Origin of the sequence: Rugamonas violacea (assembly GCF_016461825.1) — a bacterium.
Lineage (GTDB): Bacteria > Pseudomonadota > Gammaproteobacteria > Burkholderiales > Burkholderiaceae_D > Rugamonas.
The window spans coordinates 24,610-50,929 of the sequence record NZ_JAEMNU010000125.1 but is presented as its reverse complement, the minus strand read 5'-3'; the positions used below and the strand labels follow the sequence as shown (position 1 = coordinate 50,929).

At 64.4% G+C, this 26,320-nt stretch carries 24 protein-coding genes; 13 read left to right on the top strand and 11 right to left on the bottom strand.

Annotation, left to right across the window (positions count from 1 at the left end; genetic code table 11):
• Positions 1 to 34: 34 nt before the first annotated feature.
• Together H7U20_RS23930 and H7U20_RS23925 are read right to left on the bottom strand one after the other, a co-directional pair.
• Positions 35 to 439 carry an SRPBCC family protein gene (locus H7U20_RS23930; RefSeq protein ID WP_199761647.1) on the bottom strand — a complete coding sequence of 135 codons (405 nt, stop codon included), beginning with the start codon at positions 437 to 439 and terminating at the stop codon, positions 35 to 37.
• Positions 439 to 762 carry an ArsR/SmtB family transcription factor gene (locus H7U20_RS23925; RefSeq protein ID WP_199761646.1) on the bottom strand — a complete coding sequence of 108 codons (324 nt, stop codon included), beginning with the start codon at positions 760 to 762 and terminating at the stop codon, positions 439 to 441. The genes H7U20_RS23930 and H7U20_RS23925 overlap by 1 nt, the downstream gene beginning before the upstream one ends.
• A 148-nt stretch (positions 763 to 910) precedes the next feature.
• Between H7U20_RS23925 and H7U20_RS23920 the strand changes: the two genes are divergently transcribed.
• The 6 genes from H7U20_RS23920 to H7U20_RS23895 all read left to right on the top strand — a co-directional run bounded on the left by H7U20_RS23920 (position 911) and on the right by H7U20_RS23895 (position 7,975).
• Positions 911 to 1,237 (top strand): ArsR/SmtB family transcription factor, encoded by a 327-nt coding sequence (locus H7U20_RS23920; protein ID WP_199761645.1) that lies wholly within the window; start codon positions 911 to 913, stop codon positions 1,235 to 1,237.
• A 77-nt stretch (positions 1,238 to 1,314) separates the two neighbouring features.
• Positions 1,315 to 1,833 (top strand): arsenate reductase ArsC, encoded by a 519-nt coding sequence (locus H7U20_RS23915; protein WP_199761644.1) that lies wholly within the window; start codon positions 1,315 to 1,317, stop codon positions 1,831 to 1,833.
• Positions 1,827 to 3,113: an arsenic transporter gene (locus H7U20_RS23910; protein WP_199761643.1), complete on the top strand. Its 1,287-nt coding sequence runs from the start codon at positions 1,827 to 1,829 to the stop codon at positions 3,111 to 3,113. Before H7U20_RS23915 ends, H7U20_RS23910 begins: the two co-directional genes overlap by 7 nt.
• 209 nt (positions 3,114 to 3,322) lie before the next feature.
• A complete protein-coding gene (locus H7U20_RS23905; RefSeq protein ID WP_199761642.1) occupies positions 3,323 to 4,894 on the top strand; it encodes a sensor domain-containing diguanylate cyclase in 1,572 nt (523 codons plus the stop codon).
• Between the two features lie 172 nt (positions 4,895 to 5,066).
• On the top strand, positions 5,067 to 6,233 hold the full coding sequence (locus H7U20_RS23900; RefSeq protein WP_199761641.1) for a tyrosine-type recombinase/integrase: 1,167 nt from the start codon (positions 5,067 to 5,069) through the stop codon (positions 6,231 to 6,233).
• A 155-nt stretch (positions 6,234 to 6,388) separates the two neighbouring features.
• Complete coding sequence (locus tag H7U20_RS23895; RefSeq protein WP_199761640.1) at positions 6,389 to 7,975, top strand: SAM-dependent methyltransferase; 1,587 nt, start codon at positions 6,389 to 6,391, stop codon at positions 7,973 to 7,975.
• Between the two features lie 175 nt (positions 7,976 to 8,150).
• Here the strand turns inward: H7U20_RS23895 and H7U20_RS23890 are convergent, their stop codons facing one another.
• Genes H7U20_RS23890 through H7U20_RS23880 form a run of 4 tightly spaced genes read right to left on the bottom strand, consistent with a single transcriptional unit; the run spans position 8,151 to position 10,648 of the window.
• Positions 8,151 to 8,462 (bottom strand): Hpt domain-containing protein, encoded by a 312-nt coding sequence (locus tag H7U20_RS23890; protein WP_199761639.1) that lies wholly within the window; start codon positions 8,460 to 8,462, stop codon positions 8,151 to 8,153.
• A gap of 55 nt (positions 8,463 to 8,517) precedes the next feature.
• Entirely contained in the window at positions 8,518 to 8,646 is a 129-nt protein-coding gene (locus tag H7U20_RS30725; protein ID WP_255522881.1) for a hypothetical protein, read from the bottom strand.
• Complete coding sequence (locus H7U20_RS23885) at positions 8,643 to 9,668, bottom strand: AraC family transcriptional regulator (RefSeq protein WP_199761638.1); 1,026 nt, start codon at positions 9,666 to 9,668, stop codon at positions 8,643 to 8,645. The genes H7U20_RS30725 and H7U20_RS23885 overlap by 4 nt, the downstream gene beginning before the upstream one ends.
• The gene (locus tag H7U20_RS23880) at positions 9,665 to 10,648 is read right to left on the bottom strand and encodes a GGDEF domain-containing protein (protein ID WP_199761637.1); all 984 of its coding nucleotides are present in this window, start codon (positions 10,646 to 10,648) and stop codon (positions 9,665 to 9,667) included. The genes H7U20_RS23885 and H7U20_RS23880 overlap by 4 nt, the downstream gene beginning before the upstream one ends.
• A 470-nt stretch (positions 10,649 to 11,118) precedes the next feature.
• Between H7U20_RS23880 and H7U20_RS23875 the strand changes: the two genes are divergently transcribed.
• The 3 genes from H7U20_RS23875 (at position 11,119) to H7U20_RS23865 (ending at position 17,225) form a co-directional block, all read left to right on the top strand.
• Positions 11,119 to 13,707: a TonB-dependent receptor gene (locus tag H7U20_RS23875; protein WP_199761636.1), complete on the top strand. Its 2,589-nt coding sequence runs from the start codon at positions 11,119 to 11,121 to the stop codon at positions 13,705 to 13,707.
• A gap of 70 nt (positions 13,708 to 13,777) precedes the next feature.
• Entirely contained in the window at positions 13,778 to 15,724 is a 1,947-nt protein-coding gene (locus H7U20_RS23870; protein WP_233411033.1) for a phytase, read from the top strand.
• A 202-nt stretch (positions 15,725 to 15,926) separates the two neighbouring features.
• Positions 15,927 to 17,225 (top strand): NCS2 family permease, encoded by a 1,299-nt coding sequence (locus H7U20_RS23865; protein WP_199761635.1) that lies wholly within the window; start codon positions 15,927 to 15,929, stop codon positions 17,223 to 17,225.
• A 20-nt stretch (positions 17,226 to 17,245) separates the two neighbouring features.
• On the opposite strand, the gene H7U20_RS23860 is transcribed toward H7U20_RS23865, so the two are convergent.
• Positions 17,246 to 17,539: a hypothetical protein gene (locus H7U20_RS23860; protein ID WP_199761634.1), complete on the bottom strand. Its 294-nt coding sequence runs from the start codon at positions 17,537 to 17,539 to the stop codon at positions 17,246 to 17,248.
• Between the two features lie 126 nt (positions 17,540 to 17,665).
• Between H7U20_RS23860 and H7U20_RS23855 the strand changes: the two genes are divergently transcribed.
• The 3 genes from H7U20_RS23855 to H7U20_RS23845 all read left to right on the top strand — a co-directional run bounded on the left by H7U20_RS23855 (position 17,666) and on the right by H7U20_RS23845 (position 19,970).
• Complete coding sequence (locus H7U20_RS23855) at positions 17,666 to 18,136, top strand: Lrp/AsnC family transcriptional regulator (RefSeq protein ID WP_199761633.1); 471 nt, start codon at positions 17,666 to 17,668, stop codon at positions 18,134 to 18,136.
• Positions 18,137 to 18,297: 161 nt separating this feature from the next.
• The gene (locus tag H7U20_RS23850; protein ID WP_199761632.1) at positions 18,298 to 19,470 is read left to right on the top strand and encodes a hypothetical protein; all 1,173 of its coding nucleotides are present in this window, start codon (positions 18,298 to 18,300) and stop codon (positions 19,468 to 19,470) included.
• Positions 19,471 to 19,556: 86 nt separating this feature from the next.
• Positions 19,557 to 19,970: a type 2 periplasmic-binding domain-containing protein gene (locus H7U20_RS23845; protein ID WP_370593239.1), complete on the top strand. Its 414-nt coding sequence runs from the start codon at positions 19,557 to 19,559 to the stop codon at positions 19,968 to 19,970.
• A gap of 10 nt (positions 19,971 to 19,980) precedes the next feature.
• Here the strand turns inward: H7U20_RS23845 and H7U20_RS23840 are convergent, their stop codons facing one another.
• Entirely contained in the window at positions 19,981 to 21,015 is a 1,035-nt protein-coding gene (locus H7U20_RS23840; protein WP_199761631.1) for an AraC family transcriptional regulator, read from the bottom strand.
• Positions 21,016 to 21,158: 143 nt separating this feature from the next.
• Between H7U20_RS23840 and H7U20_RS23835 the strand changes: the two genes are divergently transcribed.
• Positions 21,159 to 21,926 (top strand): DUF4386 domain-containing protein, encoded by a 768-nt coding sequence (locus H7U20_RS23835; protein ID WP_199761630.1) that lies wholly within the window; start codon positions 21,159 to 21,161, stop codon positions 21,924 to 21,926.
• A gap of 180 nt (positions 21,927 to 22,106) precedes the next feature.
• On the opposite strand, the gene H7U20_RS23830 is transcribed toward H7U20_RS23835, so the two are convergent.
• The 3 genes from H7U20_RS23830 to H7U20_RS23820 form a co-directional block, all read right to left on the bottom strand.
• Complete coding sequence (locus H7U20_RS23830; RefSeq protein ID WP_199761629.1) at positions 22,107 to 22,976, bottom strand: outer envelope protein; 870 nt, start codon at positions 22,974 to 22,976, stop codon at positions 22,107 to 22,109.
• 120 nt (positions 22,977 to 23,096) lie between these two features.
• Positions 23,097 to 24,398 (bottom strand): NCS2 family permease, encoded by a 1,302-nt coding sequence (locus tag H7U20_RS23825; RefSeq protein ID WP_199761628.1) that lies wholly within the window; start codon positions 24,396 to 24,398, stop codon positions 23,097 to 23,099.
• Between the two features lie 225 nt (positions 24,399 to 24,623).
• Complete coding sequence (locus H7U20_RS23820; protein ID WP_199761627.1) at positions 24,624 to 26,249, bottom strand: HAL/PAL/TAL family ammonia-lyase; 1,626 nt, start codon at positions 26,247 to 26,249, stop codon at positions 24,624 to 24,626.
• Between the last annotated feature and the right edge of the window lie 71 nt (positions 26,250 to 26,320).

The following is a 26,320-nucleotide window of genomic DNA, read 5'->3' as shown; positions in this document are numbered from 1 at the left end:
CAGGTTTTGGCTTTTCGCGCCGGTGTCTTCTTATTCACGATAGCCCCTGCAGCACGCCTTCGAGTGCGCCAAAGAGTTTCTGCCAGCCGTACTGGGCACCTTGGTAGGCCTGCTGCTGGTCTTGCCTGAAGCCCGACTGCTCCATGCGCAGCTGCGTTCCCTTGCTGGTGGCGGCGAGGGTCCAAGTGACGACACTCTTGAGCCCCATGGCTTCCCAGGTGTAGGACAGTTCCTTGTTCGGCTCGACCGCCAGCACTTGGCAGTCAACCACGCCCCAGTCGCCGCGCAGGTCGAAACGGTGGCCCACGATTGGTTGGAAGTCGTTTTTCATCAGCCATTCCTCAATCAGCGGCCCCTGCGTCAGGGCGCGCCAGACTTTCTCGAGGGAATGCGCCATCTCGCGCTCCACAATGACTGTTTTGGTGTCGTCGGTTTGCATTATTGATCCATCCTTTTCAAAAGGGTTTCCAAGCGGTCGAATTGCTTATTCCAGAAGGTCGAATAGAAGCTGATCCAGTCCATCAGTGGCGCCAGCGCGTCCGGCACGGCGCTGTAATACGTTTCGCGTCCGTCCCGGCGGCCGCGCACCAGGCCGGCTAGTTTCAGCGCGCCCAAGTGCTTCGAAATGGCCGGTTGCGACACTCCCGACGGATCGGTGAGGGCATGAACCGTCAATTCGCCGTCCCTGCTTAAGCGTTCGAAAATGGCGCGCCGGGTCGGATCGGCCAAGGCTTTTAAAACAACTGTCGGCTCGGCGTGCATTGCAAATCCTCGGGGTGCTACTGGAAGCCAGCATGAATAAATCATAGCCATTTGGTTATCGATTGTCAAGCCGACCATGAATTATTTTTTGTGTATATTCCATATTTCCACTATCATTGAAATATGGAGTCGATATCGAGGAGTGGCCGTGGAAACCAAGAACGTATTGTCCGCCCTGGCGGCGCTGGCGCAGGAGTCGCGACTGGCGGTGTTCCGCCTGTTGGTGCAGACCGGACCGCAGGGCATGGCCGCCAGTAAGATCGGTGAGCAACTGGGCATTCCACCGTCGTCGCTGTCCTTCCATTTGAAAGAACTGTCGCATGCCGAGCTGATCGGCTCGCGCCAGGACGGCCGCTTCATCATCTACGCCGCCAATATCGGCAGCATGAACGCGCTGATCGGCTTCCTGACCGAAAACTGCTGCGCCGGCGTGCCCTGTACACCGCCGTCCGGCGCCGCCTGCCCAAGCTGCTGAACCTGCGTTCCGAACCTGCGTCCCGAACCTGCGTCCCGAACACGTATTTCCGCCAATCACCGACCGAAGGAGTTTTGATGAGCGATAAAGTCTACAACGTGCTGTTCCTGTGTACCGGCAACTCCGCCCGCAGCATCATGGCCGAGGCCCTGGTGACGACGATGGGCAAAGGCCGCTTCACGGCTTATTCCGCCGGCAGCCAGCCGGCCGGTGCCGTCAATCCCTTCGCCGTCGAGCAGATCCAGGCCACCGGCTATCCGCTGGCGAATCTGCGCAGCAAGAGCTGGGACGAGTTCGGCGCCGCCGACGCGCCGCAGATGGATTTCATCATCACCGTCTGCGACAACGCCGCCGGCGAGGTCTGTCCCTACTGGCCGGGCCATCCGCTGTCGGCCCATTGGGGCTTCGAAGACCCGGCCGCCGTGGCCGGCAGCGACGAGGACAAGCGCGCCGCCTTCCATAAGGTGTTCCGCCAGATCATGGCGCGCGTCCAGTTGTTCCTCAGCCTGCCGCTGCACATGCTCGAAAAGAACGCCATCCACCACGAGCTCAAGGCGATCGGCCAAAGCGCGATCCAAGAAAATCCGCCGTGCTGACCGCGTTCCTGATCTTTCTCGCCACCCTGGTTCTGGTGATCTGGCAACCGCGCGGCCTTGGCATAGGCTGGAGTGCCGCCATCGGCGCGGCGGTGGCGATGCTGGCCGGCGTCATCCAGCCGGCCGACATTCCCGTCGTCTGGCACATCGTCTGGAACGCCACCGGCGCCTTCATCGCCGTCATCATCATCAGTCTGCTGCTCGACCAGGCCGGCTTCTTCGAGTGGGCCGCGCTGCATGTGGCGCGCTGGGGCGGCGGCAGGGGAGGCCGGCTGTTCGCCTTGCTGGTCCTGCTCGGCGCCGCCGTCGCCGCGCTGTTCGCCAACGATGGTGCCGCCCTGATCCTGACGCCCATCGTCATCGCCATGCTGCTGGCCCTGCGCTTCGACGCCCGCGCCACGCTGGCCTTTGTCATGGCGGCCGGCTTCATTGCCGACACGGCCAGCCTGCCGCTGGTGGTCTCCAACCTGGTCAACATCGTCTCGGCCGACTTCTTCCACATCGGCTTCGCCCGCTATGCCCTAGTGATGGCGCCGGTCAACCTGGTGTCGGTGCTGGCCACGCTGGCCGCCTTGTTCCTGTTCTTCCGCAAAGACATTCCCAAGGACTACGACCTGGCGCAGTTGAAGCGGCCGGCCGAAGCCATCCGCGACCGCGCCACCTTCCTCGCCGGCTGGCTGGTGCTGGCCATGCTGTTGCTCGGCTTCTTCGGCCTGGAGCGGCTCGGCGTGCCGATCAGCGCGGTGGCGGCGGCCGGCGCGGCGCTGTTGTTGCTGGTGGCGGCGCGCGGCCAGGTCATTTCCACCGGGGCGGTAGTGCGCAACGCGCCGTGGCAGATCGTCGTCTTCTCGCTCGGCATGTATCTGGTGGTCTACGGCCTGCGCAACGCCGGCCTGACCGGCCACCTGAGCGGCCTGCTGAACCAGTTCGCCGCCCACGGCGTGTGGGGCGCGGCGCTGGGCACCGGCCTGCTGACCGCCTTGCTGTCCTCAATCATGAACAATATGCCGACCGTGCTGATCGGCGCCTTGTCGATCGACGCCAGCGGCGCCCAAGGCGTGGTGCGCGAAGCGATGATCTATGCCAACGTCATCGGCAGCGACCTGGGGCCGAAGATCACGCCGATCGGCAGCCTGGCCACCTTGCTCTGGCTGCACGTGCTGTCGAGCAAAAAGATAGACATATCCTGGGGATACTATTTCCGCGTCGGCATCGTGCTGACCTTGCCGGTGCTGCTGCTGACCTTGGCCGCGCTGGCGCTGCGCCTGAGCACACTGTGACAGGCGTACCCGCCAGGGGGGGCACATTCATCGAGGAGCGGCTGGTCCCGACGGGGCTTGATCAGAGTCAACAATTCCGCCAAGGTTAGTATTCGAGAGATTGGCGCGGCCGGAATTGGTCATACTGGACGCTAAGCAACAAGCCTGATCGCCGCATGACCCCGCCGTCTGATGGGGGAGGGCAGCGCCACCTCGCAAAGGATCGCCCAATGGCACCGTCGCCCGAGGCCAGCCCGGCCCAGCCCCCACCGCAGCGGCGCCCCGTCACCTTGCTGGCCGCCACCTTCATTGTGCTGGTGTGCGTCTGCATGCTGGTCATGCAACTGTGGCAAACGCTGCGCGCGCGTGAAATCCAGCTGACCGAGGCCAAAGCCGCCGCGACCAACCTGGCCCACGCCGTCGCCCAGCACGCCTACGACACCTTAAAGCAAGCCGACACTATCCTGGTCGGCCTGGTCGAGCGGCTGGAGAAGGATGGTTTTCCGGCCGGCGATACGACGCGGCTGCACCAACTGCTGGCCTCCCATGTCAGCGAGCTGCCGCAGATGCACGCCTTGTTCATCATCGGGCCGGACGGCGATTGGCTGCTGAACTCGCAAAGCAAGGCGTCGCCCGAACTGAACAGCGCCGGCCGCGAATATTTCAACTACCACCGCGACCACCGCGACCGCGGCGCGCACATCGGCCCGCCCATCCTCGGCCGCGCCAGCGGCGCCTGGGTGGTGACGGTGTCGCGCCGCCTCGACCGGCCGGACGGCGGCTTTGCCGGCGTGGTCATGGCCAGCATCGATATGCAATACTTCAGCCGCTACTACCAACGCTTCGCCATCGGCCACTCCGGCGCCATCTTCATCGCGCTGGACAAGGGCATCATGCTGGTGCGCCGGCCGTTCGACGAGAACTCGCTGGGGCGGGACATTTCGCGCCTGCCGCTGTTCCTCGAGCACCTGCCGCGCGCGCCCGAGAGCACCGTCACCTTCACCTCCGGCCAGGACGGCATCACGCGGATCAACAGCTACCGCCGCGTGCAACAATATCCGCTGGTGGTGTCGGCCGCCTTGTCGCAAGGCGAAATGCTGGTCGGCTGGCGCGCCGAAGCCGAGCTGCACGCCGCCGTCGCCGCCATCCTGACACTGGGCCTGGTGTTGCTCGGGCTGCGTCTGCTCAAACAGATCCGCCTGCGCGCCGAGGCGGAAGGGGAGTTGCTGACCGCCCGCCACGCGCTGGAAAACCTGAACCGCACGCTGGCCACGCTGGCCATGCAGGACGGCCTGACCGGCCTGGCCAACCGGCGCCATTTCGACACCGCCCTGCAGGACGAATTCAGCCGCGCCATCCGCAACGCCAGCGCGCTGGCGCTGATCATGATCGACGTCGACTGCTTCAAACAGTACAACGACAACTACGGCCACGCGGCGGGCGACGCCTGCCTGCGCGAAATCGGCAAGGTGGTGGCGAAGAGCAGCCACCGGCCGGGCGACGTGACGGCACGCTATGGCGGGGAAGAGCTGGTCGTACTGCTGCCGGGCAGCGACCTGCGGGGCGCCATCGCCGTCGCCGAGAACATCCGGCTCGCCATCCACCGGCTGGAGTTGCCCCACGCCGGCAGCCCCGGCGGCATGGTCACCGTCAGCGTAGGGGTGGCGGCCTTCGTGCCCGTGGGCCGGGAGCGGCGGCCGCTGGAGCTGATCGAGGCGGCCGACAAAGCCTTGTACCAGGCCAAGGCAGGGGGCAAAAACCGGGTGTGCGCGCACAGCGAAATGCTGGAGCGCTGCGCCTGAGGACGATGTCGGCCTTGCTTGTCGAAGCGTTTTTAGCCCAAAAGCCCCCTCTCCTCCAACTATTCAAGTCGAGATTACTCCTCATATTGTCGAGTTAAAATACTGTACGAAATACTGTATAATTTACTGGTTAAACAAACAGTATTTTTGCCGACGGCAACACCAAACCTCGATGAAAAAATTTGAACTGATCGACCTGGCACCGGCCACGGCCGCCACCCTGGGCGAAGGCGAGCGGCGCAAGGGCTATCTGGCCGGCCTGCGCGACATCGCCGACGACGCCATCACCGACGCCCAAACGGACAGCGAGATCGCCCGCGAATTCATCGGCCACGGCGAACTCGGCCCCAAATCCATCACCAACACGCAAAAGGAGCTGTTCCGCTTCCTGAGCTGGTGCCGCGAAGAGGCCGGCAAGACGCTGCGCATGCTCAACGTGGCCGACCTGAACGCCTACAAGGAGTTCCTGCGGGAACCGCCGGCCGAATGGATTTCCACCACCAAATGGCCGCGCGCCGACCCGCGCTACCGGCCGTTCAGCGGGCCGCTGTCGGACGCCAGCCGGCGCCAGGCGATGATCGCCGTCAAGGGCCTGCTGGCGTTCGCCGAGCAGACCGGCTATTTGCGGCGCGATCCCGGCGCCCTGGTCAAGAACGTCAAAATGCCGCACACCAACCGGGTGACGCGCTACCTGACACAGCAGGCGATCGCCCTGGCGCTGGCCACCGTCGGCGCGCGCGCCGCCGGCACGCCGGCCGCCTTGCGCCGCCGCGCCCGCGACCGTTTCCTGCTGCTGGCCTACACGCACACCGGCGCCCGGCTCAACGAGATCGTCAGCGCCGACATGGGCGCGCTGTACACCGAAGGCAACGGCCGCTGGTGGCTGGACGTGATGGGCAAAGGCGGCAAGCCCCGGCGTTTGCCGGTGCCGGACGATCTGCAGGAAGCCTATCGAGACTACCGGCGGGCCTATGGACTGCTGCCGCACACCGTGCGCGCCGACCGCACGCCGCTGGTGCTGTCGAGCCGCAGCCGCGTTCCGGCGCGCATTTCCGACGAAGCCGCGTCGGACGCGTTGAAGGCGCTGTTCAACGACGCCGCGCGCGCCGCGTCCGCGCTGGGCGACGTCGACACGGCGGCGACGCTGCGGCAGGCGTCGACGCACTGGCTGCGCCACAGCATGCTGACCAACCACGCCAACAACGGTGTGCAGCTGAAGACGCTGCAGGAGACCGCCGGCCACGCCAGCATCGCCACCACGGCGGCGTATCTGCACAAGACCGACAACGAGCGGCACGACGAGATTCTGGCTTCGGTGAATGGCAAGAATATTGTCTGAGAAAGCGCTGGGGAAACGCCTTGGGCATGGGCCAAGGCCTGGGATTACTTCGCGACAGAATATCCCGTTGTTTAATCGTCACTGTGACAATGTGCGTAATTTGCTGCAATGACTATCCCTTAAATTGTCTTTAAGTTAATGACGGGATATGAGCCATGACACCTGCCGCAAAGTTTCCGCCACTCGACAGCCGCCAGCGACTGTCCGCCTCCCGCATATGGGACTGGCAACGTCGTTACTTCGAGACGCAGGGCATGAAGGCCTGGAGTGATGGCGTCGTGCCGCATCATGTCTCTTGCAGCCCTTTCCTGGCGGACGCTTATTCGCGCTGCGTCCTGGGCTATCTGCGCGACATCGCGGCGGCCGGCTACGATGCCTCGCAGCCCGTCTACATCGTCGAGCTCGGCTCAGGGGCAGGCAGGCTTGGCTATCGCCTGTTGCGGCGGCTACGCCAACTGATGCAGGGCGCCCGCTTGGGGGGAATGCGGGTGACTTACGTGATGACCGATTTTACGCCGGATATTCTGGCCACTTGGCAAACCCATCCGTGGCTGCGGGATCTGATCCAGGAAGGTTGGCTGGATTTCGCCCGCTTTGATGCCGACCGCGATGAAGTCGTGCAACTGGCCGTTTCCGGGGCTGTCCTCAAAGCCGGTGAATTGCGCAATCCTTTGCTCCTGATTGCCAACTACGTCTTCGACTCGCTGCCGCAGGACGCCTTTCAACTTGAGGGCGGCGTGTTGCATGAGCTGTTGGTGACGCTGCGTACCGCTCAAAAAGAGAGCGATGCAAACGATCCGGCGATATTGATGCGGGCGGAAGTCGATTACGACGCCCAGGCAATTACGTCGGATTATTATGAGGACCCGCTTTGGAACGCCATGCTGGAACAATATCGTCGCAAGCTGCCGGCGGTGGCATTTACTTTCCCGACCGTGGCGTTACGCTGCATCGGCCGCTTCGAACGGATCGCCGATGGCAGGCTGCTGCTATTGATCGGCGACTACGGCTATCACAGCGATCTGGCGCTGGCCACAGGCCAGGCAAGTCCCATTTTTCTACGCCATGGTTCGGTGTCCATGGCGGTTGATTATCAATTACTTCGTATGTATGCGCAGCTGCGCGGCGGATGCGCGTTGTTGCCGACGCAAAAGAGTCAGCATCTGACGGTGGGCGCTTTGCTGTTCGGGCAGTCGTTGCAGTCATCGGCGGAGATGCGGGCGGCATATGATGATCTGGGCGTTCGCTTCGGGCCGGACGATTTCTACACACTCAAGGATGGCATAGAGCGCGCCAGTGCTGAACTGTCCTTTGAAGAATTGTTGGCCTACCTGCGCCTGAGCGGATGGGATCATCGACGCCTGACGTCGATCTTCCCGCTACTGCAAGGCTGGGTGGCGGATTACTCGGACGAGCAACGGGAGGCGCTGGCCGGGGCGCTCAATCGCACATGGGAGAACTATCTGCCGATAGGCGAAAGCGACGACCTGGCTTTTTCCATCGGTGTGCTGTTGCTAGAAATCGAACGACACGAAGAGGCGTTGCGGTTCTTCGGCTATTCGGCGGAGCTGTACGGAATGGAGCATGGCACCGCATTCAACATGGCGCTTTGCCACGCGGCGCTGGGGCGGGACGCCGACGCGCTGGTTTTTGTCGAGCAGGCGCTGATGGCAGTCCCCGGATTCGATGCCGCGAGAGCGCTGCATCTGACTCTGCTGGAGCGGAACCGGAACGTTGCGTAAGTCGACTTAACTTCGCATAATTTATATTATGTAAAATTGGATGTTGAAGCCAACCGGAGCCGCTGGATGCTCCGCTCCCCGCCTCGACACCACCTTCGGCCTGGCGCATTGCTACTGCGGCTCCCCAAACTGGCTCAAGGCCTCGTCAAAATCAAACAGGTCCAATGCCGCCGTGTCATTGCACGGTGTCCGCCAAGGCCGCCGCAATGGCTGCGGCATCCGCATTGTTCGCACACAGCGTCTCCAGTTTTTCCGCCGCCGCGCGGACGCCGGATGCGCCGATATTGCCGGACGTGCCTTTGAGCGTGTGCGCCAGTCGAACCGTCTCTTCTTGTCGGCCGGCGGCCGAGCTTTCGCTGAACTGATCGGCGAAATCGGCATGGTCTTCGACAAACATGGCCAATAGTTTGCGATACAGCCGGGCATCCATTGCCGCCACTTGCAACCCTGCATGCGTATCGATCCCGGGAAGATCCATCGGCGACATGGCAAGCGGCGCTTCCGCACGCTTAGGCACGGCAACGGTACTGCCCCCCCCCTGTCTAAAAATCGATGCTTTCCATCGACATCTTGCCGGCCTCGATTTTCGAAAAATCCAGGATGTCGTTGATGATGCCGAGCAAACTTTCCGCCGAATAATGCACCTTGGTGACGTAATCAATCCAGCTCAAACGTGCAGCGCGTCGCGCAGCAAACCCGGCGTCTGCCCGGTCCAGCGCTTGAAGGAGCGGCGGAAGTTGGTGGCGTCGTGGAAGCCGAGGTAGGCGGCGACGGTGTCGTTGTCGGCGCGGCGGGTCTGGAACAGGTAGATGGCGACATGGGTGCGCACCTGGTCCAACTCCGCCTGGAAGTGGCTGCCGTGGCGCAGCAGGTGGCGCTTCAGCGTGGCCGGACTGACGTCGAAGGCGGCGGCGGTCAGCTCCAGGGTCGGCGCGCCGCGCACCCGTTCGAGCAAAAAGTCGTACAGCGCGTCGAGCAGGCCGGGATGCAGCGGCGCGCGCGCCGCCTCCAGCTCGACGGCGCGCAGCGCCACCGAGGCGGCCATCGCGCTGCCGCGCGGCCAGGGCCGGTCCAGCCAGGCGGCGTCGATCAGCATGGCGTCGAGGTGGCAGTCGAAGCGCAGCTCCTGGCCCAGGTGCACCTGGTGCTGCTCGGTGTGGCGCGGACTGGCGCGGTTGAAGCAGAAACGCCACGGCAGCCGTTCGCCGCCGAGCCAGCGGCACATCGCCGCCAGCGCCGTCATGTGCATCTCCACCAGCGCCGGGCGCAGCGCCGGCAGGCCGAAGCTGTCCATCCAGTAGACCACGGCCAGCGCGCCCTCCTCGCGCCAACGCGGCCGCAGCAGCGGACACAGTCGGCTGGCGAACTCGCACAGGATCTGCAGCGCCTGGCGCAGCGTCTGCGCGTGCAGCAGGGCGTGGCTGATTTCACCGTAGTGCCCGGGCAGCATCTGCTGGCCCAGCATGAAACTGGTGTCGGCGCTATCGAGCTCGCGCAGCACGTTGCGGATCAACTGGGCATACTGCAGCGGGCTGACGGCGCGGCCGGCGGCGGGGATGTCGCTGCCATCCAGTCCGGTGTCGCGCAGCAGGTGGACGCCGTCGGCGTCGCGGCTGCGCGCGTAGTCGAGCACCAACGCAGGTTGGTGCTGCGCGGCGATGCAGGCCTCGCCCGCGCCGCGATAGGCGATCATGCCGGCGCGGTGGCGCGCGCCGGGCCGGCGCTGGCGCCGGCACTCGCACCTGCCGCCGCGGCGGCAACGCTGTCGGCAGCCGCCCTGACAGCGGCGGCAGAAACGGCGCTGGTGGCGGCCGGCGTCTCCACCGCACGGCTCAAGGCGCCGAGCAGCGCGTCCGGCTCCGCGTCCGCCATCGAGCAGGCGTGGCGCAGGCTGACCGGCACGGCGCCGGCCTTGCCGTGATGGCGCATCTGCCCCACCATCGCGCACAGGTGGCTGGCCAGCGCCTCGGCCTCGGCCAGGCCGGTGTCCGGCATCAGGACGGCGAAGCGGTCGCCGGCGTAGCGGCACAGCAGGTCGTCGCCGCGCAGGTTCAGCAGCAGCATATGGCCCACCGCCTGCAGCACGCGGTCGCCCTCCTGCTGGCCGAACTCGCGGTTGATGAGGTGGAAGCGGTCGATATCGAGCAGCACCAGCGCGCAGTCGACGCCGGGCCGGCCCGACTGCTCCAGCCGGATCTGGTCGCGCAGGTAGTCGGCGTTGGCCAGTTGGGTGATGCGGTCGAAGGCGCGGTGGTCGCGGAACAGGCGCTCGCGCTTGCGCAGGTGATCGTTCAGGCGGAACTGCTCCTGGCGCCAGTAATACATGCCGCCGGTGAGCAGCAGCATCCCGCACGGCACCAGCGCCTCCAGCCAGTTGTCCCAGACCTGGTCTTTGCTGATGTGGAAAAACTCGTCGAGGCAGTCGGCCCAGGAGCCGAGCATGATCGCCGCCAAGCCGCCGGCCAGCAGATTCGTCACACGGCCGCCGGGCCGGCTGCTCAGCGTGAACAGGAACCAGACGCCGGCCATCAGCGCCGTGCCGCCCTCGCTGACGATGTCCATCCACTTCCAGGTGTGGAAGGGCTTGGCCGTGCCGATATTCGCGTACAAAAGATACCAGACCACCAGGGCCAGGGCGGCGGAGAACAAGGTGAGGCGGTGCAGACGGAGCATGGCGGCGGCGGGTAAATGGAATGATTGGTGCCGCAGCATAGCCGCGCCTGATGACGTCATGATGACAACGTCAACAACATCGCCGCGCAACGCCGGGAGGTGCAAACAGCTCACCGATGCGTAAAAAATCCGTCGCTCCCCCGCCCCGCGCTTCCCCGGGGTCAGTGCCGACATTCGGACACGAGCTCAACAATGGACGCGCACCGCAGAGCCGCGTTACTGCTCAGTCCGTGTACGAATGTCGGCACTGACCCCGGTTGCTCTGCCCCCGGTTGCTGACCCCGGTTGCGCGGTTGCCGTTGGAGGTTGCTGCCCCCGGTTGAGCGGGTCAATCCGGCTCACATCTTCGCCGGCGAGCCGCCAAACGGGCCGCCATGACCGCTTTCGGCGCGGTGCCGCCAGCACGTGTCACGGGACGGACATATTGGCTGCCTAGAATCCGGCCACTTTCTTCTTTCCCAGACCAGACCATGACCACTCCGATCCGCCTTTCTTCCACCCGCACCGAACCACAGCACGGCTGCCGCCTGTCCGCCCTGGCCATCGGCGTGCTGACCATGTTGGCCGGCCACGCCACCTCCGTCAACGCGGCCGAGGTCAACGCCAACGCCGCCGCCGAGCCGGAACACCATTCGCGCGTGGTCGTCACCGGCCAGCGCGTCGCCATGAGCAAGGCCGTCGCGGCGCAGGAGAAGGCCGACAACATCATCAGCGTCATCAGCAGCGACGATATCGGCGGCCTGCCGGACAAGAACGCCGCCGAGGCGCTGGCCCGCCTGCCGGGCGTGTCGGTGCAGCGCGACCAGGGCGAGGGCCGCTACATCACCGTGCGCGGCATGGGTCCGGACCTGAACGCGGTCACCATCAACGGCGCGCTGGTGCCTTCGCCCGAGGCGGGCCGCCGCGCCGTGGCGCTGGACGTGCTGCCGGCCGGTCTGATTCGCTCGCTGGAGGTGAGCAAGACGCTGACGCCGGACCAGGACGCCAACTCGCTGGGCGCCACCGTCGAGGTCAAATCGCTGTCCGCCTTCGACCTGCCGGGCCGCCTGCTGTCGGCCAGCGCCGGCGCCAGCTACGACCAGAACACCGGCAAGACCAGCCCCAACGCCTCCCTGCTGGGCGCGCAGCGCTTTATGGACGGCAAGCTGGGCGTGGCCGCCGGCCTGAGTCTGGAGAAGCGCAAATTCGGCTCGGACAACGTGGAGACCGGCGGCGCCTGGGACGGCGAGCGCCTGGGCGGCTTCGAGCTGCGCGACTATCTGCCGGTCCGCGAGCGCAACGCCTTCGCGCTCAATCTCGACTACCGCCCCGAGGCAGGCAGCAGCTACTATCTGCGCAGCTTCCTCAGCCGCTTCAGCGACGACGAGGTGCGCGACCGTCTGACCATCAGCAACATCAGCGGCGGCGCCGTGGCCGAAGGCGCCACCGCCAGCGCGCGCGCCGAGCGCCGCATCCGCCAGCGCAAATACACCCAGACCATCCGCTCCTTCGTGCTGGGCAGCGAGCAGCAGTTCGGCGACTGGAAGTTGGCATTGTCCGGCTCCGCCAACAAGGCCGACGAGGACACCCCGGAGGCCTTGAACGATGGCCGCTTCCGTGGCAACGCCAACTTCGCCGGCGTCGGCTTCAGCGACGGCGCCCTGCCCCACCTGGTGGCGCCGGCCGCCATCTTCGATCCGGCCAACTACAGCCTGAACGCGATCAGCCTGCAGCAGCGCTATTCGGCCGACAAGGCCAACCAGGCGCGCGTCGACCTGAGCCACGAGTTCGACCTGGGCCAGGCCCGCTCGACGCTGAAGTTCGGCCTCAAGGCCAGCCGCCGCGAGAAGAGCAACGACACCAACCAGTGGCAGTACAACAGCGCCAAGAGCTCCAGCCCCAACTACTGGGGCGCCGGCGGCGTGTCGATGGCCGGCTTCGTCCAAGGCCAGGCGCTGGATTATCCGCTCGGCCGCATCGGCAGCGCCATCGACCCGGCGCTGCTGCGCGCCCGCGTCGCCGGCCTGGACCGCAACGCCGCCCGCCTGACACTGGAATCGAGCATCAACGACTACCAGATGAACGAGGATATCGACGCCGCCTACGTGCAGGACAGCGTCACCCTCGACGCCTGGCACCTGCTGGCCGGCGTGCGCGCCGAACGCACCCGCTTCGCGGCTTCGGGCTCGCAGGTCAGCGGCGGCGCCATCACGCCGCTGCGGCGCGAACGCGCCTACACCAACTGGCTGCCGTCGGCCCAGCTGCGCTACGACGTCGATCACAAAACCAGTGTGCGCGCCGCCTGGACCCACGCCGTGGTGCGCGCCAACTTCAGCCAGCTGGCGCCCGGCGTCAGCCTGGCCAGCGCCACCGAGGCGAGCATCGGCAACCCGGACCTGGCGCCGCTCAAGTCGACCAATTTGGACCTGGGCATCGAGCGCGTGCTGGGCGCCGACGGCGGCGCCGTCTCGGCCTACCTCTTCCACAAGGATATCAGGAACTTCACCTACACCACCAACCTGGCCGGCACCGGACAGTGGGCCGGCTACACCACCGCGACCTCGTTCGCCAACGGCGACACGGCCAGCGTGCGCGGCCTGGAGCTGTCCTACAGCCAGCCGCTGCGCATGCTGCCGTCGCCGTGGAACCGCCTGATCGTCGGCGCCAACGGCACCTGGTCCGACTCCAGCGCCCACATCGCCCGCTACGACCTGGCCGCCAAGACCACGCTGGGCCGCAGCATCGACATGCCCGGCCAGTCCGACCGCATGCTCAACCTGATGCTGGGCTACGAGAGCGGCGCCGTCAGCACCCGCCTGGCGCTCAACTACAAGTCGCCGTATCTGCTGGAGCTGGGCGCGGACATCCTCAACCCGGCGCAGGACCGCATCGTCGACACGCAGAAGCAGCTCGACTTCTCCTTCGCCTACCAGCTCAACAAACAGCTGCAACTGGTGTTCGAGGCGGCCAACCTGAACAACGAGAAGTACTACGTCTACCAGGGCAGCAAGGGCCACAACGCCCAGTACGAGCAGTACGGCCGCACCTACAAGATCAGCCTGAAGGCCAATCTGTTTTAAGTCCCCGTCGTTCCCGCGCAGGCGGGAACCCATACGCGACATGCCCACAACAACAATGAAGAAGACTGAAATGAGCAAACACACAATCAAGAGCGCCGTCGGCGCCGCCCTGCTGAGCATACTAGCCACGCCGAGCTACGCCACGACCGGCACCATTCAAGCCACGCCCGGCGCCACCGCCCGCGCGCAGGAACTGGCCGCGCTGCCCGACGGCGGCTGGCTGACCTTGGACAAGCAGGGCCTGCACCTGCTCGACGCCGCCGGCAAGGAGCGCGCCGTGTTGGCGATGCGCGCCAAGCAGCTCGATGTGCGCAGCCACACCGACGGCGCGCTGGCCATGGTCCTGGACGCCAACACCGACCGCGCGCAAATCATCGTCGTCGACACCAAGACCGGCCAGCTGCGCCAGCAGGCGCCGCTGCCGGCGCCAACGTACGGCATCGAATCCGCCTGCCTGTTCCGCGACCAGCAGCAGCTCGACCACCTGTTCCTGATCGGGAAGGATGGCCAGGCCGAGCAATGGGTGCTGCACGGCGAACAGCGCCAACTGGTGCGCAAGCTGGCACTGCCACCGCACGTCAAGCACTGCCGTGTCGACGACGCCAGCCAGACCTTGTTCGCCAGCGAGAGCAACGTCGGCCTGTGGGCCTACGACGCCGACGCCGAAGGCATGGGCGGCCGCCAGCCGGTGGCCCTGCGTGCGCCCTACGGCAAGCTGGAAGGCGGCGCCGGCGCGCTGGCCGTGCTGCCGGGCGGCGTCGCCCTGCTCGATGCCAAGGGCAAAACCCTGCACCTGCTGCGCCAACGCGACGGCGTGTGGCAAGCCGTCGGCCGGCAAAGCGTGGGCGGCGCCAAGCAGCTGGCCGTGCGCCTCGCCGCCGCTCCCGCCGCTGGTGCCGGTGCCGGTTCCAGTACCGGTGCCAGTGCCAGTGCCAGTGCCAGTGCCACGCCGCCGCGCGCGCAAGCGCAACTGCTGCTGCCGGACGACGCCGCCAAGTCCTGGCAGATCCGCCCGCTGGCCTGGCCGGCGCCCAAGGCCGTCGTGGCCGCGCCGCTTCCCATCATCGAACCGCGCGCCCAGACCGAACCGATGGCCCGTCCCGGCGACGCCGCCGACGATCCCGCCATCTGGCTGCATCCGACCGACCGCTCCGCCTCGCGCGTCCTCGGCACCAACAAGAAGCAGGGCCTACTGGTCTACGACCTGCAAGGCAAGCAGCTGCAACTGCTGGAGGTCGGCCGCCTGAACAACGTCGACCTGCGCCAGAACGTGCTGCTCGACCAGCAGCGCTTTGACTTGGCGGTGGCCACCCAGCGCGACGACAACACGCTGGTGCTGTTCAATATAGACCCCGCCGGCCAGGTCAGCGAGGCCGCCCGCTTCCCCACCGGGCTGGATAAAATCTACGGCATCTGCTCCTACCAGCCAAGCGCCGGCGGCCTGGAAGTCTTCATCAACGACAAGGACGGCACCTTCCTGCAATACCGTATCGGCCGCCAGGATGGCCGCTTCGCCAGCACGCTGCTGCGCAAGTTCAAGGTGGCCAGCCAACCCGAGGGCTGCGTCGCCGACGACCGCAACGCCCGCCTCTACCTGGGTGAGGAAAAGCGCGGCGTCTGGGTCACCTCGGCCGATGCCGCCAAGCCCGACGCGCTGACCATGGCGCTGCCGGTCGGCCCGCACCTGACCGCCGACGTCGAAGGCATGGCGCTCTACCACGGCGCCAAGGCCGATTACCTGGTCGTCTCCAGCCAGGGCAGCAACAGCTACGTGGTGCTCGACGCCCTGCCGCCGTACAAGATGCGCGGCGCCTTCCGCATCGGCTTCAACCTGGCCGCCGGCATCGACGGCACCTCGGAGACGGACGGTCTGGACGTCACCTCGGCCAACCTGGGCGGCGCCTACGCCAAGGGCATGCTGGTGGTGCAGGACGGCTACAAACGCCTGCCGGACGGCGCGCAGAACTTCAAATACGTCGCCTGGGACGACGTCGCCCGCGCCCTCAAGCTGGACTGAGTCTCCAGGCGCAGGACGCCTTTCCCCACCCCAAAGGCAGAGAGCCGGGGGCGGACCCCGCGGGGTCCGACCCCAGTTTCACGCCGTGGGGTAGTCTTGAGCGCGCCGGCTTGCTGGCCGCGCCACGCCCGGCCACATCACCATCCGTGATATCCTGTCGGCCCGCGCGCGCGGCACCACTGGCCTAATCACGGAGACGCACTTGTCCACTCTCGATACATTCTTCAAGCTCAAAGAGCATGGCACCAACGTCCGCACCGAGGTCATCGCCGGCCTCACCACCTTCCTCACGATGGCCTACATCATCTTCGTGAACCCGACCATCCTGGCCGACGCGGGCATGCCGAAAGACGCCGTCTTCGTCGCCACCTGCCTGGCCGCCGCGTTGGGCACGCTCATCATGGGCCTGTACGCCAACTACCCGATCGGCATGGCGCCCGGCATGGGCCTGAACGCCTACTTCGCCTACGCCGTCGTGCTGGGCATGGGCGTGCCCTGGCAGACCGCGCTGGGCGCCGTGTTCATCTCCGGCTGCCTGTTCATCGTCGTCAGCCTGTTCAAGATCCGCGAGCAAATCGTCAACGGCATCCCGCACTCGCTGCGCACCGCCATCACCGTCGGCATCGGCCTGTTCCTCGCCCTGATCGCCATGAAGAGCGCCGGCATCGTCGTCGCCAACCCGGCCACCATGGTCGGCGTGGGCGACCTGCACAAGCCGGCCGCCGTCATGGCCATCGCCGGCTTCATGCTGATCGTCGCGCTGGACCGCCTGCGCGTTCCGGGCGCGATCCTGATCGGCATCGTCACCGTCACCATCCTCAGCTTCTTCGTCGGCGGGAACACCTTCCACGGCTTCGTCTCGCTGCCGCCGTCGATCGACGCCACCCTGTTCGCGTTCGATCCCAAGGCCGCCCTCTCGGTCGGCATCCTCAACGTGGTGCTGGTGTTCTTCCTGGTCGAGCTGTTCGACGCCACCGGCACGCTGATGGGCGTGGCCAGCCGTGGCGGCCTGCTGGTCGACGGTAAGATGATCCGCCTGAACAAGGCGCTGATGGCCGACAGCTGCGCCATCGTCGCCGGCTCCATGCTCGGCACCTCCAGCACCACCGCCTATATCGAAAGCGCGGCCGGCGTGCAGGCCGGCGGCCGCACCGGCCTGACCGCCGTCGTGGTGGCCTTGCTGTTCCTGGCCTGCCTGTTCGTCGCGCCGATCGCCGGCGTGGTGCCGGCCTACGCCACCGCGCCGGCGCTGTTGTTCGTCGCCTGCCTGATGCTGCGCGATCTCACCGAGGTGGACTGGAGCGAAAGCACCGAAAGCGTGCCGGCGGCGGTCACCGCGCTGGCCATCCCCTTCACCTACTCGATCGCCCACGGCATCGCTTTCGGCTTCATCACCTACGCCGGCCTGAAGTTGCTGACCGGCCGCGCGCGCCAGGTCAAGCCGGTGGTCTGGGTGATCGCCGCGATCTTCCTGTTCAAGTACATCTATCTGAAGGGCTGAGCGGCAACGCCGGGCGGCGGCTATGCCAGATGCCGCCGCTCCTGTGACGCCACCAGCACCGGCATTTCACGAATGCTGAGGATGCCAATCACATTGTGCAGCCGCATGCGGCACAGCACCAGCGGCTCTTCCTCGGCCGCCGCCAGGCGGATTTGCACGTCCATCCCCTCCTCTCCCGCGCTGGTGCGCAGGCTGCACAACTCGATCTCCAAACGGCGAATAATCGCCAACGCGGCCTCCAGCGTGGCAAGGGCGGCGTCGTTCTCCACGCCGAAGCGGAGAACCTTTTTGTAGGGGGCGGTGGAAGTATTCATGCCTCCACTATAGCCAGCCGGGTGTAAAATAGGCTTCCATACTTTATGCGAAATACCGCCAAACAGAGAAGAATCCACCATACAATGACGATTCAATGGAATTTTCTACTTGGACGATAAAGACCCATGGATCATCAAGCCCAACTCGACGAAATTGACCGGCGCATCCTGCGCGAGCTGCGCCTTGACGGCCGCCTGAGCAACACCAAGCTGGCGGAAAAGGTCGGCCTATCCACCACGCCCTGCTGGAACCGCGTGCGTGCGTTGGAGGAGCGCGGCGTGATCGAAGGCTATGCCGCCCTGCTCAGCCAGAAGGCGCTGGGCTTCCCGGACACCGTCATCATCGAGGTCACACTGGACCGCCACGACGACGAGATCTTCGAAAAATTCGGCCAGGCGCTGGCCGACCTGCCGGAGGTGATGGAGGCCTATCTGCTGACCGGCGAATACGACTATCTGATCAAGGTGGCGGTGGCCGGCACCGCCGGCTACGAGGAATTCCTGCGCCGCAAACTATACCGTTTGCCCGGCCTGCGCCACAGCCGCTCGACCTTCGTTCTGCGCTGTTTAAAACGCAGCCATTCAGTGGAACCTTGATTTTATAAATACCAACATTATAAAATTGAAATAAATAATGGTGGTTTGAAATTTTCCCATAAAAAAGACATATAAACTTCGCCAGCTTGATTTTTTCATTTTTGAATAGTAAATTCTTCAACAGGGAATTCCACCATTCCAAATAATAAAAGGATCGGGCCATGCGTTTAAATCAACTCTATTTGGCGATTATTACGATATTCGGCACGCTGGCCACCTCCGCCCACGCCGTCGACAGCAGTTTCAGCGGCTTCGCCCAAGTCACCGCCGGCCGCGTGCTCAGTGGCGATCCGACCAATGGCCAAAGCGGCCCCACGCCCTACACCTTGAGCGCCAAACCCGGTGTCAGCTATCAGTGTCCCTGCTTCGTCAGCAATTACGAATACGCCGGCGTCTACGAATATCACAAGACCGATCTGGCGCCCGAATCTCTGGCCGGTGTCCAAGGCAATTTCAAATTCACGCCACAAATGTCGGCCACCGTGCAATTGGTCGCGCGCGGCGCCGATAGTTCGGTCAATGCCGATTGGGCGTATGGCAGTTATAAAATCGACGATGCCTGGACCGTGCAATTCGGCCGCAAGCGGCTGCCGCTATATTACTATTCCGATTATATGTACGTCGGCTACGCCTATCCCTGGGTACGCCCCTCGCAGGATTTATATGCCTGGCAAATCTATTCCTACGATGGCGCCAACGTCCTGTATTCCGGCTCGGTGGGCGACTGGAACATCAACGGCAACGTGTGGGTAGGCCACCGCAAGACCAAGGACAATACCTTGCTCGGCAGCATCTACTATTCGACCCAGATCGACGAGCATTGGAAAAAGATGATTGGCGGCTATCTCGACGTCAGCAACGACATCGTCACCGCGCGCGGCGTCTACATGCACACGGTGGTCGAGCGCTTCGCTGTCGTCAACGGCGTGCGCTCCTTGGTGATGACCGGCGCCAACGGCGACTTCGTCAACGACGTCGGCCAATCCTTCTACGGCCTGTCGCTCAATGTCGACTACAAGGACTGGATACTGCGCAGCGAGCTCAACTATATCGACCGCCCCTCGGTCAAGAACACCTACACCGCCCAGTCCTATTCGGGCGGCCGCAAATGGGGCGCGCACACGGTCATGTTGTCCTGGTCGCAATTCCGCGAACGGGCCGCCTACTGGCCCACCGCCACCGAAAAACACAGCACCAAGTCGCTCAGCTACCGCTGGGACTTCACCTCCTCGCAAGCCTTCAAGGTGCAGTACGACCGCATCAAGGACGAATCGAAGTGGCTGTTCACCGGCAACGCCGACCTAATTTCGGCGTCCTGGCAGACGGTGTTCTGAAGCGCCCGAGCCGGCTGCGGCCGGCGACCATCCGATCGGCAGGGCCGCAGCGCAAGCCGGCGGCCGTGATTCTTAGCGAGAACACCATGCACAACGCCTTCCGCACCGGCTTGCTCGGCCTTACCCTGATGTGTGCCGGCGCACCGGCGCTGGCGATCGAGATCGCCGTCGTCGTCAATCCGAAAAACCCGGCCACCCGCATGTTCTCCGAGCAGGCGTCCCAGTTCTTCCTCGGCAAATCGAGCATGTTCGTGCCGCTCGACCAGGCGGAAAAATCGCCGATCCGCGCCGAGTTCTACCAGAAGCTTTCCGGCAAGGACATCTCCCAGGTCAAGGCGGCCTGGGCCAAGATCGTCTTCACCGGCAAGGGCGTGGCGCCGGCCGAGATGCACTCCAGCGCCGAGGTCAAGAAGGCCATCGCGGCCGACGTCAACGCCATCGGCTACATCGAGAAGTCGGCGGTGGACGACAGCGTCAAGACCATCCTGGTCATCCCCTGACGCACACTATCTAGTCCGTGGCGGAATTAAAGGCTTGCCGCGCGTCGCGCGGGCTGAATCCGGTCCAGCGTTTGAACGCCCGCGAAAAAGCCGCCGGATCGGAAAAACCGACCAGATAGGTCGTCTCGTTGACCGAGACCTTCTTCCCGCTCAGGTAATGCTGCGCCAGCGCATGACGCAACTCGTCCAAAACCTTCTCGAAGGTGGTCTCCTCGGCTTTCAACTTGCGAAACAAAGTCTGGCGACTCAGCCCCATCTGGCCGGCGACCAAGTCCATGCTGGCGCTGCCGGTATGCAGCACCGGCATCAATATGCACTCGACGCGGCCACGCGTCGATTTCGAATTCTCCAGCTTCTTCAGCAAAGTCTGCGCGTGCTCGCTCAAAATACCGAACACATAGCGCGGCACCAGCGCGATGCGATGGCTCAGCCACGCCGCATCGATCAGCATCGCGTTCCTGTCGCTGCCGAACACCACCGGCGCGCGAAAAATCCGCTCGTACTCGGCGCGATAACCGGGATCGGCATGCGTGACGTGCAGCGCCTTGACAAACGGCGTATCGCCGAAGCGGCGCGTGCCGCACACCATGCGGGCGAAAGTCGCTTCGGTCAACTCGGGACAATCGTTGGGCCGTTTGCGATTATCGACAAGCCACAGCTCCCCCTTGCTTGGCAGCAGCTGAAACCGGTCGGCAACGGCGACGCCTTCAACCTCGACCTCGACCACCAGTTGCCCATACCGATTGAGTTGCGCGAAGGCGTCGAGCATGGTCGCCGAGGCGTGGCCGAGCAGTCCGACGATGGACACCTCGGACAGGTCGATCTCCTCGGCGTAATGCAGCGCCAGCGCGGGATCGTTGCACAATTCCTTGCCCGCCCGCATAAGTGCCACATAACTGGCAAACGGCACCCGCTTGTCCTGGTCGTCGAGGACGCTCACATCGATCGCCGCGCGCTGTGCCAGCGCGTCACGGTTGGCGCCCCTGGATACCGCCACCTCCATCAAGCCGCGCGCGACGCCGGCCGCAACCGTCAACTCAGCCATCGCTGCGGGGCACGATGCAACCTGGGATCATGTCATTGATGCGTGGAGTCATGTTCTTTCGCGTGCCTTCCGGATAGTCTTGCTAGGTTTTCAGGCTTGCAACAATACTATATTTTTTTAGTCACGGAAAGAAAAGGCGCACGATGCAAAATACCTCGGATCAAACGACACAGATTTACTACGCCCGCATCGCCGGTTTCGTCTATTTGCTGCTGATCGTCATGTACATGAGTGGCGAATTTATCATTTCCGGCATCGTCGGCAATGGCGATTTTGCCGCCGCCGCGCGCCACGCCGCCGCGTCGGAACATCTGTACCGGTTCGCGCTGACCCTGCAGGTGTTGACGCCGCTGTGCACGACCGTGCTGGCCTATGCCCTGTATGTCGCCCTGAAACCGGTCAACGAGCGCCTCGCCAATTTGGCCCTGCTGTTCCGGCTCGGCGAAACTTTTATCGGCGCGATCATCCTCATCTTCAGCTTCGAACAGCTGCGCATTTACACCACCTACATCGGCACCGGCGGAGGCCTAGCTGCCGGCGGCACTGAACAGTGGCAGACACTGCTGACGTTGGCGCGCCACAGCCATTTCGTCGGTTTCAATAGCTCGACCCTGTTCTTCGGCTGCGGCTCGATTTTGTTCTTCAGCCTGTTTCTGAAATCGGCCTATTTGCCGAAGGTGCAGGCCGTCATCGGTATTGCCGCATCGGTTCTGGTGGTGCTCGTCAGCCTGACGAACTTTATCCTACCGGAACATGCGGCGCTGACCCAGTTCGGCTTTGCACCGATGTTTGTCAGCGAGATCGTCAGCGGACTCTACTTGCTGGTCCGTGGCATCAAGGTCGAAGCAGGGGCGCACGGCAGTTCGTCGACGTCGACGTCAACGCCAGCAGCCGCAGCATTGCCCGCCTAGCATCGTCGTTCCCGCGCAGGCGGGAACCCATGCCCCGCATGAGTTCCCCCCATGCCCCGCATGAGTTCCCCCCATGCCCCGCATGAGTTCCCCCTTACGCCGCATGCTGCCTAGCACAACATGGATTCCCACTTGCGCAGGCGGTCTGCCCTTGCGGAGCGACGGATTTTAGCGCTGCGCTTAGAAGTGGTACTCGGCGCGCAGCATCGGCGTCTTGGCGACATGGCCCTGGCCGCCGGTAATCGCCGAGGTATTGCCGAACTTGTTGCGCCAGTACTGGTACTCGACGCCGACGCGGAAAGTGTTCTTGGCGCTGCCCGCCAAGGCCCCCACGTCGACCATCAACTGCATGTCGATATTGGTTTCCGCGCCGGTGTCGCGGCCGACCTCGTCCTTGCCCTTGGCGCCGATGAAGTTGGCGAAGCCCTCGAAAGCCACCAGCGTGCCGAGCGGAATCGCCCAGTCGGCCGCCAGCATCGCGTGCGTCTTGTAGGTGTAGCGGCCGGTCACGCCGGAGATCGGCGCGAAGGCGCCGCTCGGTGCGTTGCTCTCGTTGACCAGCAGCAGGCTGGTGTTCAGATGGCCCGGCACCTCCCACATCAAGGTCGGTCCCAGCACCAGCATGCGCTTGCGCGAGTTGTAGCCGACGTCGTTCTTGGTGTTGACGTCGAAGCCGGCGGTGATGCCGACGCCGTTGACCGGGCCAAACTTGATGGGCTTGCCGGTGATCTTGCCCAGGTCGAAGGTGTTGCGATAGAGGATGTAGGCTTCCTGCGCGCCGCCGGTCTGGTTCAGCGAAGCCGGATCGTTCTTATCCGAAATCAGGAAGTCGGCGTTGAAATAGTTGCTTCCGTACTTGTAACCGCTGACATGGGTCAGCGCGAAGATGTGCTTGGAAATATCCTGTGGGTTGAACGGCTCGCGGTAATCGTTGCCGGTGCGATAGCTGATCGAGGTGTCGCTCCAGTCGGCGGCGTGGACCGTGCCGGCCAGGCTGACGCAGGCGATGCACAACAGTTGTGGCAGGTATTTATTGGTGGTGTTAAACATTTTTATGTATTCCAGATGAATTGACAGGGCGACCGGCAGCGCGGCAAGCGCCGTGGCGCCGCCGGTCAAAGATAAAATGGACTCAGATGAGACGCAGGTAAGAGTCAGATGAGATCCGGCTCAACCCGCGCCGAGGTAGACGAACTTGAACGTGAACACGCAGGCGATCGCCCAAATGACAGGGCGCACTTCGCGCACCCGGCCGGTCAACAGCTTCAACACCGCGTAGGAGATGAAGCCGAAAGCCACGCCCAGGGCGATCGAATAGGTGAACGGCATGGTCAGCGCGGCAATCGCGGCCGGCACGCTTTCGGTGGTGTCGGACCAGTCGATCTCGACCAGTTCACGCAACATCAGGCAAGACACGTACAGCAGCGCCGGCGCGGTCGCGTACGACGGCACCACGGCGGCCAGCGGCGAAATGAACAGGCAGGCCAGGAACAGCACGGCGACGGCGACGGCGGTCAGGCCGGTGCGGCCGCCCGCTTGCACGCCGGCGGCGCTTTCGATGTAGGCGGTGGTGCTGGAGGTGCCCAGCAGCGAGCCGGCGGCGATGGCGCAGCTGTCGGCCATCAAGGCCTTGTTGAGGCGTTCCATCTTGCCGTTGACCAGCAGGCCGGCGCGGTTGGCCACGCCCATCAAGGTGCCGGTGGCGTCGAACAATTCCACCAGGAAGAACACCAGCACCACGTTCAGCAGGCCGACCGACAACGCGCCCATGATGTCGAGCTTGAACAGCGTCGGCGCCAGCGACGGCGGCGCCGCCACCAGACCGTCGAAGTGGTTGCCGCCGACGAAGAAACTGAGCACCGTCACCGCCAGGATGCCGATCAGAATCGCCCCCTTGACCGCCAGACGGTCCAGCGCGACGATGACGAAGAAACCGACGATGGCCAACAGCGGCGGCGCCTTGTGCAGGTCGCCCACCGAGACCAAGGTGGACGGATTGGCCACGACAATACCGGCGCTCTTCAGCGAAATCAAACCGAGGAACAAGCCGATGCCGACGGTGATGGCGGTGCGTATCGAATGCGGAATGCCGTTGACGATGATCTCGCGCAGCTTGAACACGCTGACGAACAGGAACAGGCAGCCGGAAATAAAGACCGCGCCCAGCGCCATCTCCCACGGCATGCCCATGCCCTTCACCACCACGTAGGCGAAGTAGGCGTTCAAGCCCATGCCCGGCGCCAGCGCGATCGGGTAATTGGCGTACAGGCCCATGATCAGACAGCCGAGCGCCGCCGCGATGCAGGTGGCGACGAACACGGCGCCCTTGGGCATGCCGGCGTCACCCAGGATGGAGGGGTTGACGAAGATGATATAGGCCATCGTCAGGAAGGTGGTCAGGCCGGCGACCAGCTCGGTGCGCACATCCGTCCCATTCTCTTTCAACTTGAAAAACTTTTCTAGTAACAACATTTTGCGTCTCCTTGTTCTCTTTTTTATACTTCTCATATGTCATGCGCTGATTAAACAGGGGAACAACCAGCGGCCGACCAGTGTGTGACCTTATCCCAGCACCCTCTTCGCCATGTCCGGCGCGGTGGATACTTGCTATCTGTGAATTCCTATATCGGACGGGGCAAAGCGCAGATCCTGCCGTTTTGCCCCTTTCTGCCCTCCTATTCGATGGTCCAAGCCAAGCTAGACAAAATTCCCGATCTTCGCCTCGACCGCCTTGCGCACCGAGCCGCTGACCACGAAGGAGCGCGCCATTTCGATGTCGGCGTGCAGCCAGCGGTCGCCGTCGAGGCAGGCGGCGATCTGCCCGCGCACCGAATCGTAGGCCGCCTGGGTGCCCTTGCCGAGCACAAAACCGGGCAGCAAGGATTCCGTCATCGTCAGCGCCTGGGCCGCAAGTAACATTTCTACGCCGACAATGTATTGTGTGTTCGATACAACAACGGCGGCCTTGCGCGCGCACCAGGTCGAGTTCGACACATGGTCCTCGCTGTTGCCCTTGGCCGGAATGCTGTCCACGCTGCCCGGCATGCACAGCGTGCGGTTCTCCATCACCAGCGAGCTGAGCGAGCACTGCACCACCGGATAGCCGGTGTTGACGCCGCGCACGCCCGACATCAGGTTGCGCGGCAAACCCCAGGACAGGGTCGGGTCGATCAGCCGGGCGACGCGGCGCTCGACGATGCTGCCCAGGTCGGCCACGGCCATCGCCAGCAAGTCCATCGCCTGGGCCAGATATTGGCCGTGGAAATTGCCGCCGGAGATGATCTCGAAGCCGCCGCCATCCTTGCCGAAGATCAGCGGATTGTCGGTGGCCGAGTTGGTTTCCTTGTCGAGGATGGTGTCGATGTAGTCGAGCGCGTCGAACACCGGACCGTAGACCTGCGGCGCGCAGCGCAGCGAATACACGTCCTGGATGCGCTCGGTGTAGGCAATGTCGGTGCGGCGCAGCTCCTCGGGGAACTGCACGGCGCGGGCGGCGTGGGTGGTGCGGGTCGAACCCTCCAACAGATGGCGCACGATGGCAGCGGTCTTGATCTGGCCCACGTGCGGCCGCGCCGCGTGGATGCGCGGATCGAAGGCGGCCATCTCGGCGCGCATCGCCTCCAGGGTCAGGCCGAGCGACAGGCAGGCGTCCGACAGCATATTGCGCGCGTCGGCGGCGGCCAGCAGCGCCACCGCCAGCGACACGGTGCAGCCGTTGATCAGCGCCGAGGCGTCCTTGGCCTTCAGCTCGAACACCACCGGGCCGACGCCGGACAGGCCGATCGCCTCCGGCGCCGACATGCGGCGCCCCTCATACATCACCTCGGCCTCGGGGAAACCGGCGATGGCGGCGGCCAGATAGGCCAGCGGCGCCAAGTCGCCCGAGGCGCCCACCGACCCCTTCTGCGGCATGATCGGGTGGATGCCGGCGTTGACGAAGGCCAGCAGGCGGTCGACCACCTCGACGCGCGGCGCCGAATAGTTGCTGGCGAAGGCGTTGGCGCGCAGCAGCATCGTGGCGCGGCTGACCTCCTCCGAGAACGGCTCGCCCATGCCGGCGGCGTGCGCCTTGATCAGTTGGGTCTGGAACAGCACGATGTCCTCGACCTTGACGCGGGTGTCCTTCAGCATGCCGACGCCGGTGTTAAAGCTGTACATCATCGGCGCCTCGTCGTGCATCCAGGTCGCCTCGATATAGTCGCGGCTCTCCTTCAGCGCGGCGCGCGAGGAGGCGGCCAACGCCACCTCGATGTGGCGGTCGCGGGCCACGGCCACCACTTGCGCGGCCGTCAGGTTGAAACCATTGATGGTTGTTATGGTCATGATGATTCTCTCTATGTAATTAATGGGCACATCGAATAGCCCCGTCGTTCCCGCGTAGGCGGGAACCCATA

Excerpts from the sequence above, each read along its gene's own strand:
- H7U20_RS23915 (WP_199761644.1), top strand. The coding sequence starts at position 1,315 with ATGAGCGATAAAGTCTACAACGTGCTGTTCCTGTGTACCGGCAACTCC.
- H7U20_RS23890 (WP_199761639.1), bottom strand. The coding sequence starts at position 8,462 with ATGTCGCCGATGGATCTTCCCGGGATCGATACGCATGCAGGGTTGCAA.
- H7U20_RS23840 (WP_199761631.1), bottom strand. The coding sequence starts at position 21,015 with ATGGCTGAGTTGACGGTTGCGGCCGGCGTCGCGCGCGGCTTGATGGAG.
- H7U20_RS23860 (WP_199761634.1), bottom strand. The coding sequence starts at position 17,539 with ATGAATACTTCCACCGCCCCCTACAAAAAGGTTCTCCGCTTCGGCGTG.
- H7U20_RS23835 (WP_199761630.1), top strand. The coding sequence starts at position 21,159 with ATGCAAAATACCTCGGATCAAACGACACAGATTTACTACGCCCGCATC.
- H7U20_RS23880 (WP_199761637.1), bottom strand. The coding sequence starts at position 10,648 with ATGCTCCGTCTGCACCGCCTCACCTTGTTCTCCGCCGCCCTGGCCCTG.
- H7U20_RS23930 (WP_199761647.1), bottom strand. The coding sequence starts at position 439 with ATGCAAACCGACGACACCAAAACAGTCATTGTGGAGCGCGAGATGGCG.
- H7U20_RS23900 (WP_199761641.1), top strand. The coding sequence starts at position 5,067 with ATGAAAAAATTTGAACTGATCGACCTGGCACCGGCCACGGCCGCCACC.
- H7U20_RS23905 (WP_199761642.1), top strand. The coding sequence starts at position 3,323 with ATGGCACCGTCGCCCGAGGCCAGCCCGGCCCAGCCCCCACCGCAGCGG.
- H7U20_RS23875 (WP_199761636.1), top strand. The coding sequence starts at position 11,119 with ATGACCACTCCGATCCGCCTTTCTTCCACCCGCACCGAACCACAGCAC.
- H7U20_RS23830 (WP_199761629.1), bottom strand. The coding sequence starts at position 22,976 with ATGTTTAACACCACCAATAAATACCTGCCACAACTGTTGTGCATCGCC.
- H7U20_RS23850 (WP_199761632.1), top strand. The coding sequence starts at position 18,298 with ATGCGTTTAAATCAACTCTATTTGGCGATTATTACGATATTCGGCACG.
- H7U20_RS23820 (WP_199761627.1), bottom strand. The coding sequence starts at position 26,249 with ATGACCATAACAACCATCAATGGTTTCAACCTGACGGCCGCGCAAGTG.
- H7U20_RS23855 (WP_199761633.1), top strand. The coding sequence starts at position 17,666 with ATGGATCATCAAGCCCAACTCGACGAAATTGACCGGCGCATCCTGCGC.
- H7U20_RS23895 (WP_199761640.1), top strand. The coding sequence starts at position 6,389 with ATGACACCTGCCGCAAAGTTTCCGCCACTCGACAGCCGCCAGCGACTG.
- H7U20_RS23870 (WP_233411033.1), top strand. The coding sequence starts at position 13,778 with ATGAGCAAACACACAATCAAGAGCGCCGTCGGCGCCGCCCTGCTGAGC.
- H7U20_RS23845 (WP_370593239.1), top strand. The coding sequence starts at position 19,557 with ATGCACAACGCCTTCCGCACCGGCTTGCTCGGCCTTACCCTGATGTGT.
- H7U20_RS23925 (WP_199761646.1), bottom strand. The coding sequence starts at position 762 with ATGCACGCCGAGCCGACAGTTGTTTTAAAAGCCTTGGCCGATCCGACC.
- H7U20_RS23885 (WP_199761638.1), bottom strand. The coding sequence starts at position 9,668 with ATGATCGCCTATCGCGGCGCGGGCGAGGCCTGCATCGCCGCGCAGCAC.
- H7U20_RS23825 (WP_199761628.1), bottom strand. The coding sequence starts at position 24,398 with ATGTTGTTACTAGAAAAGTTTTTCAAGTTGAAAGAGAATGGGACGGAT.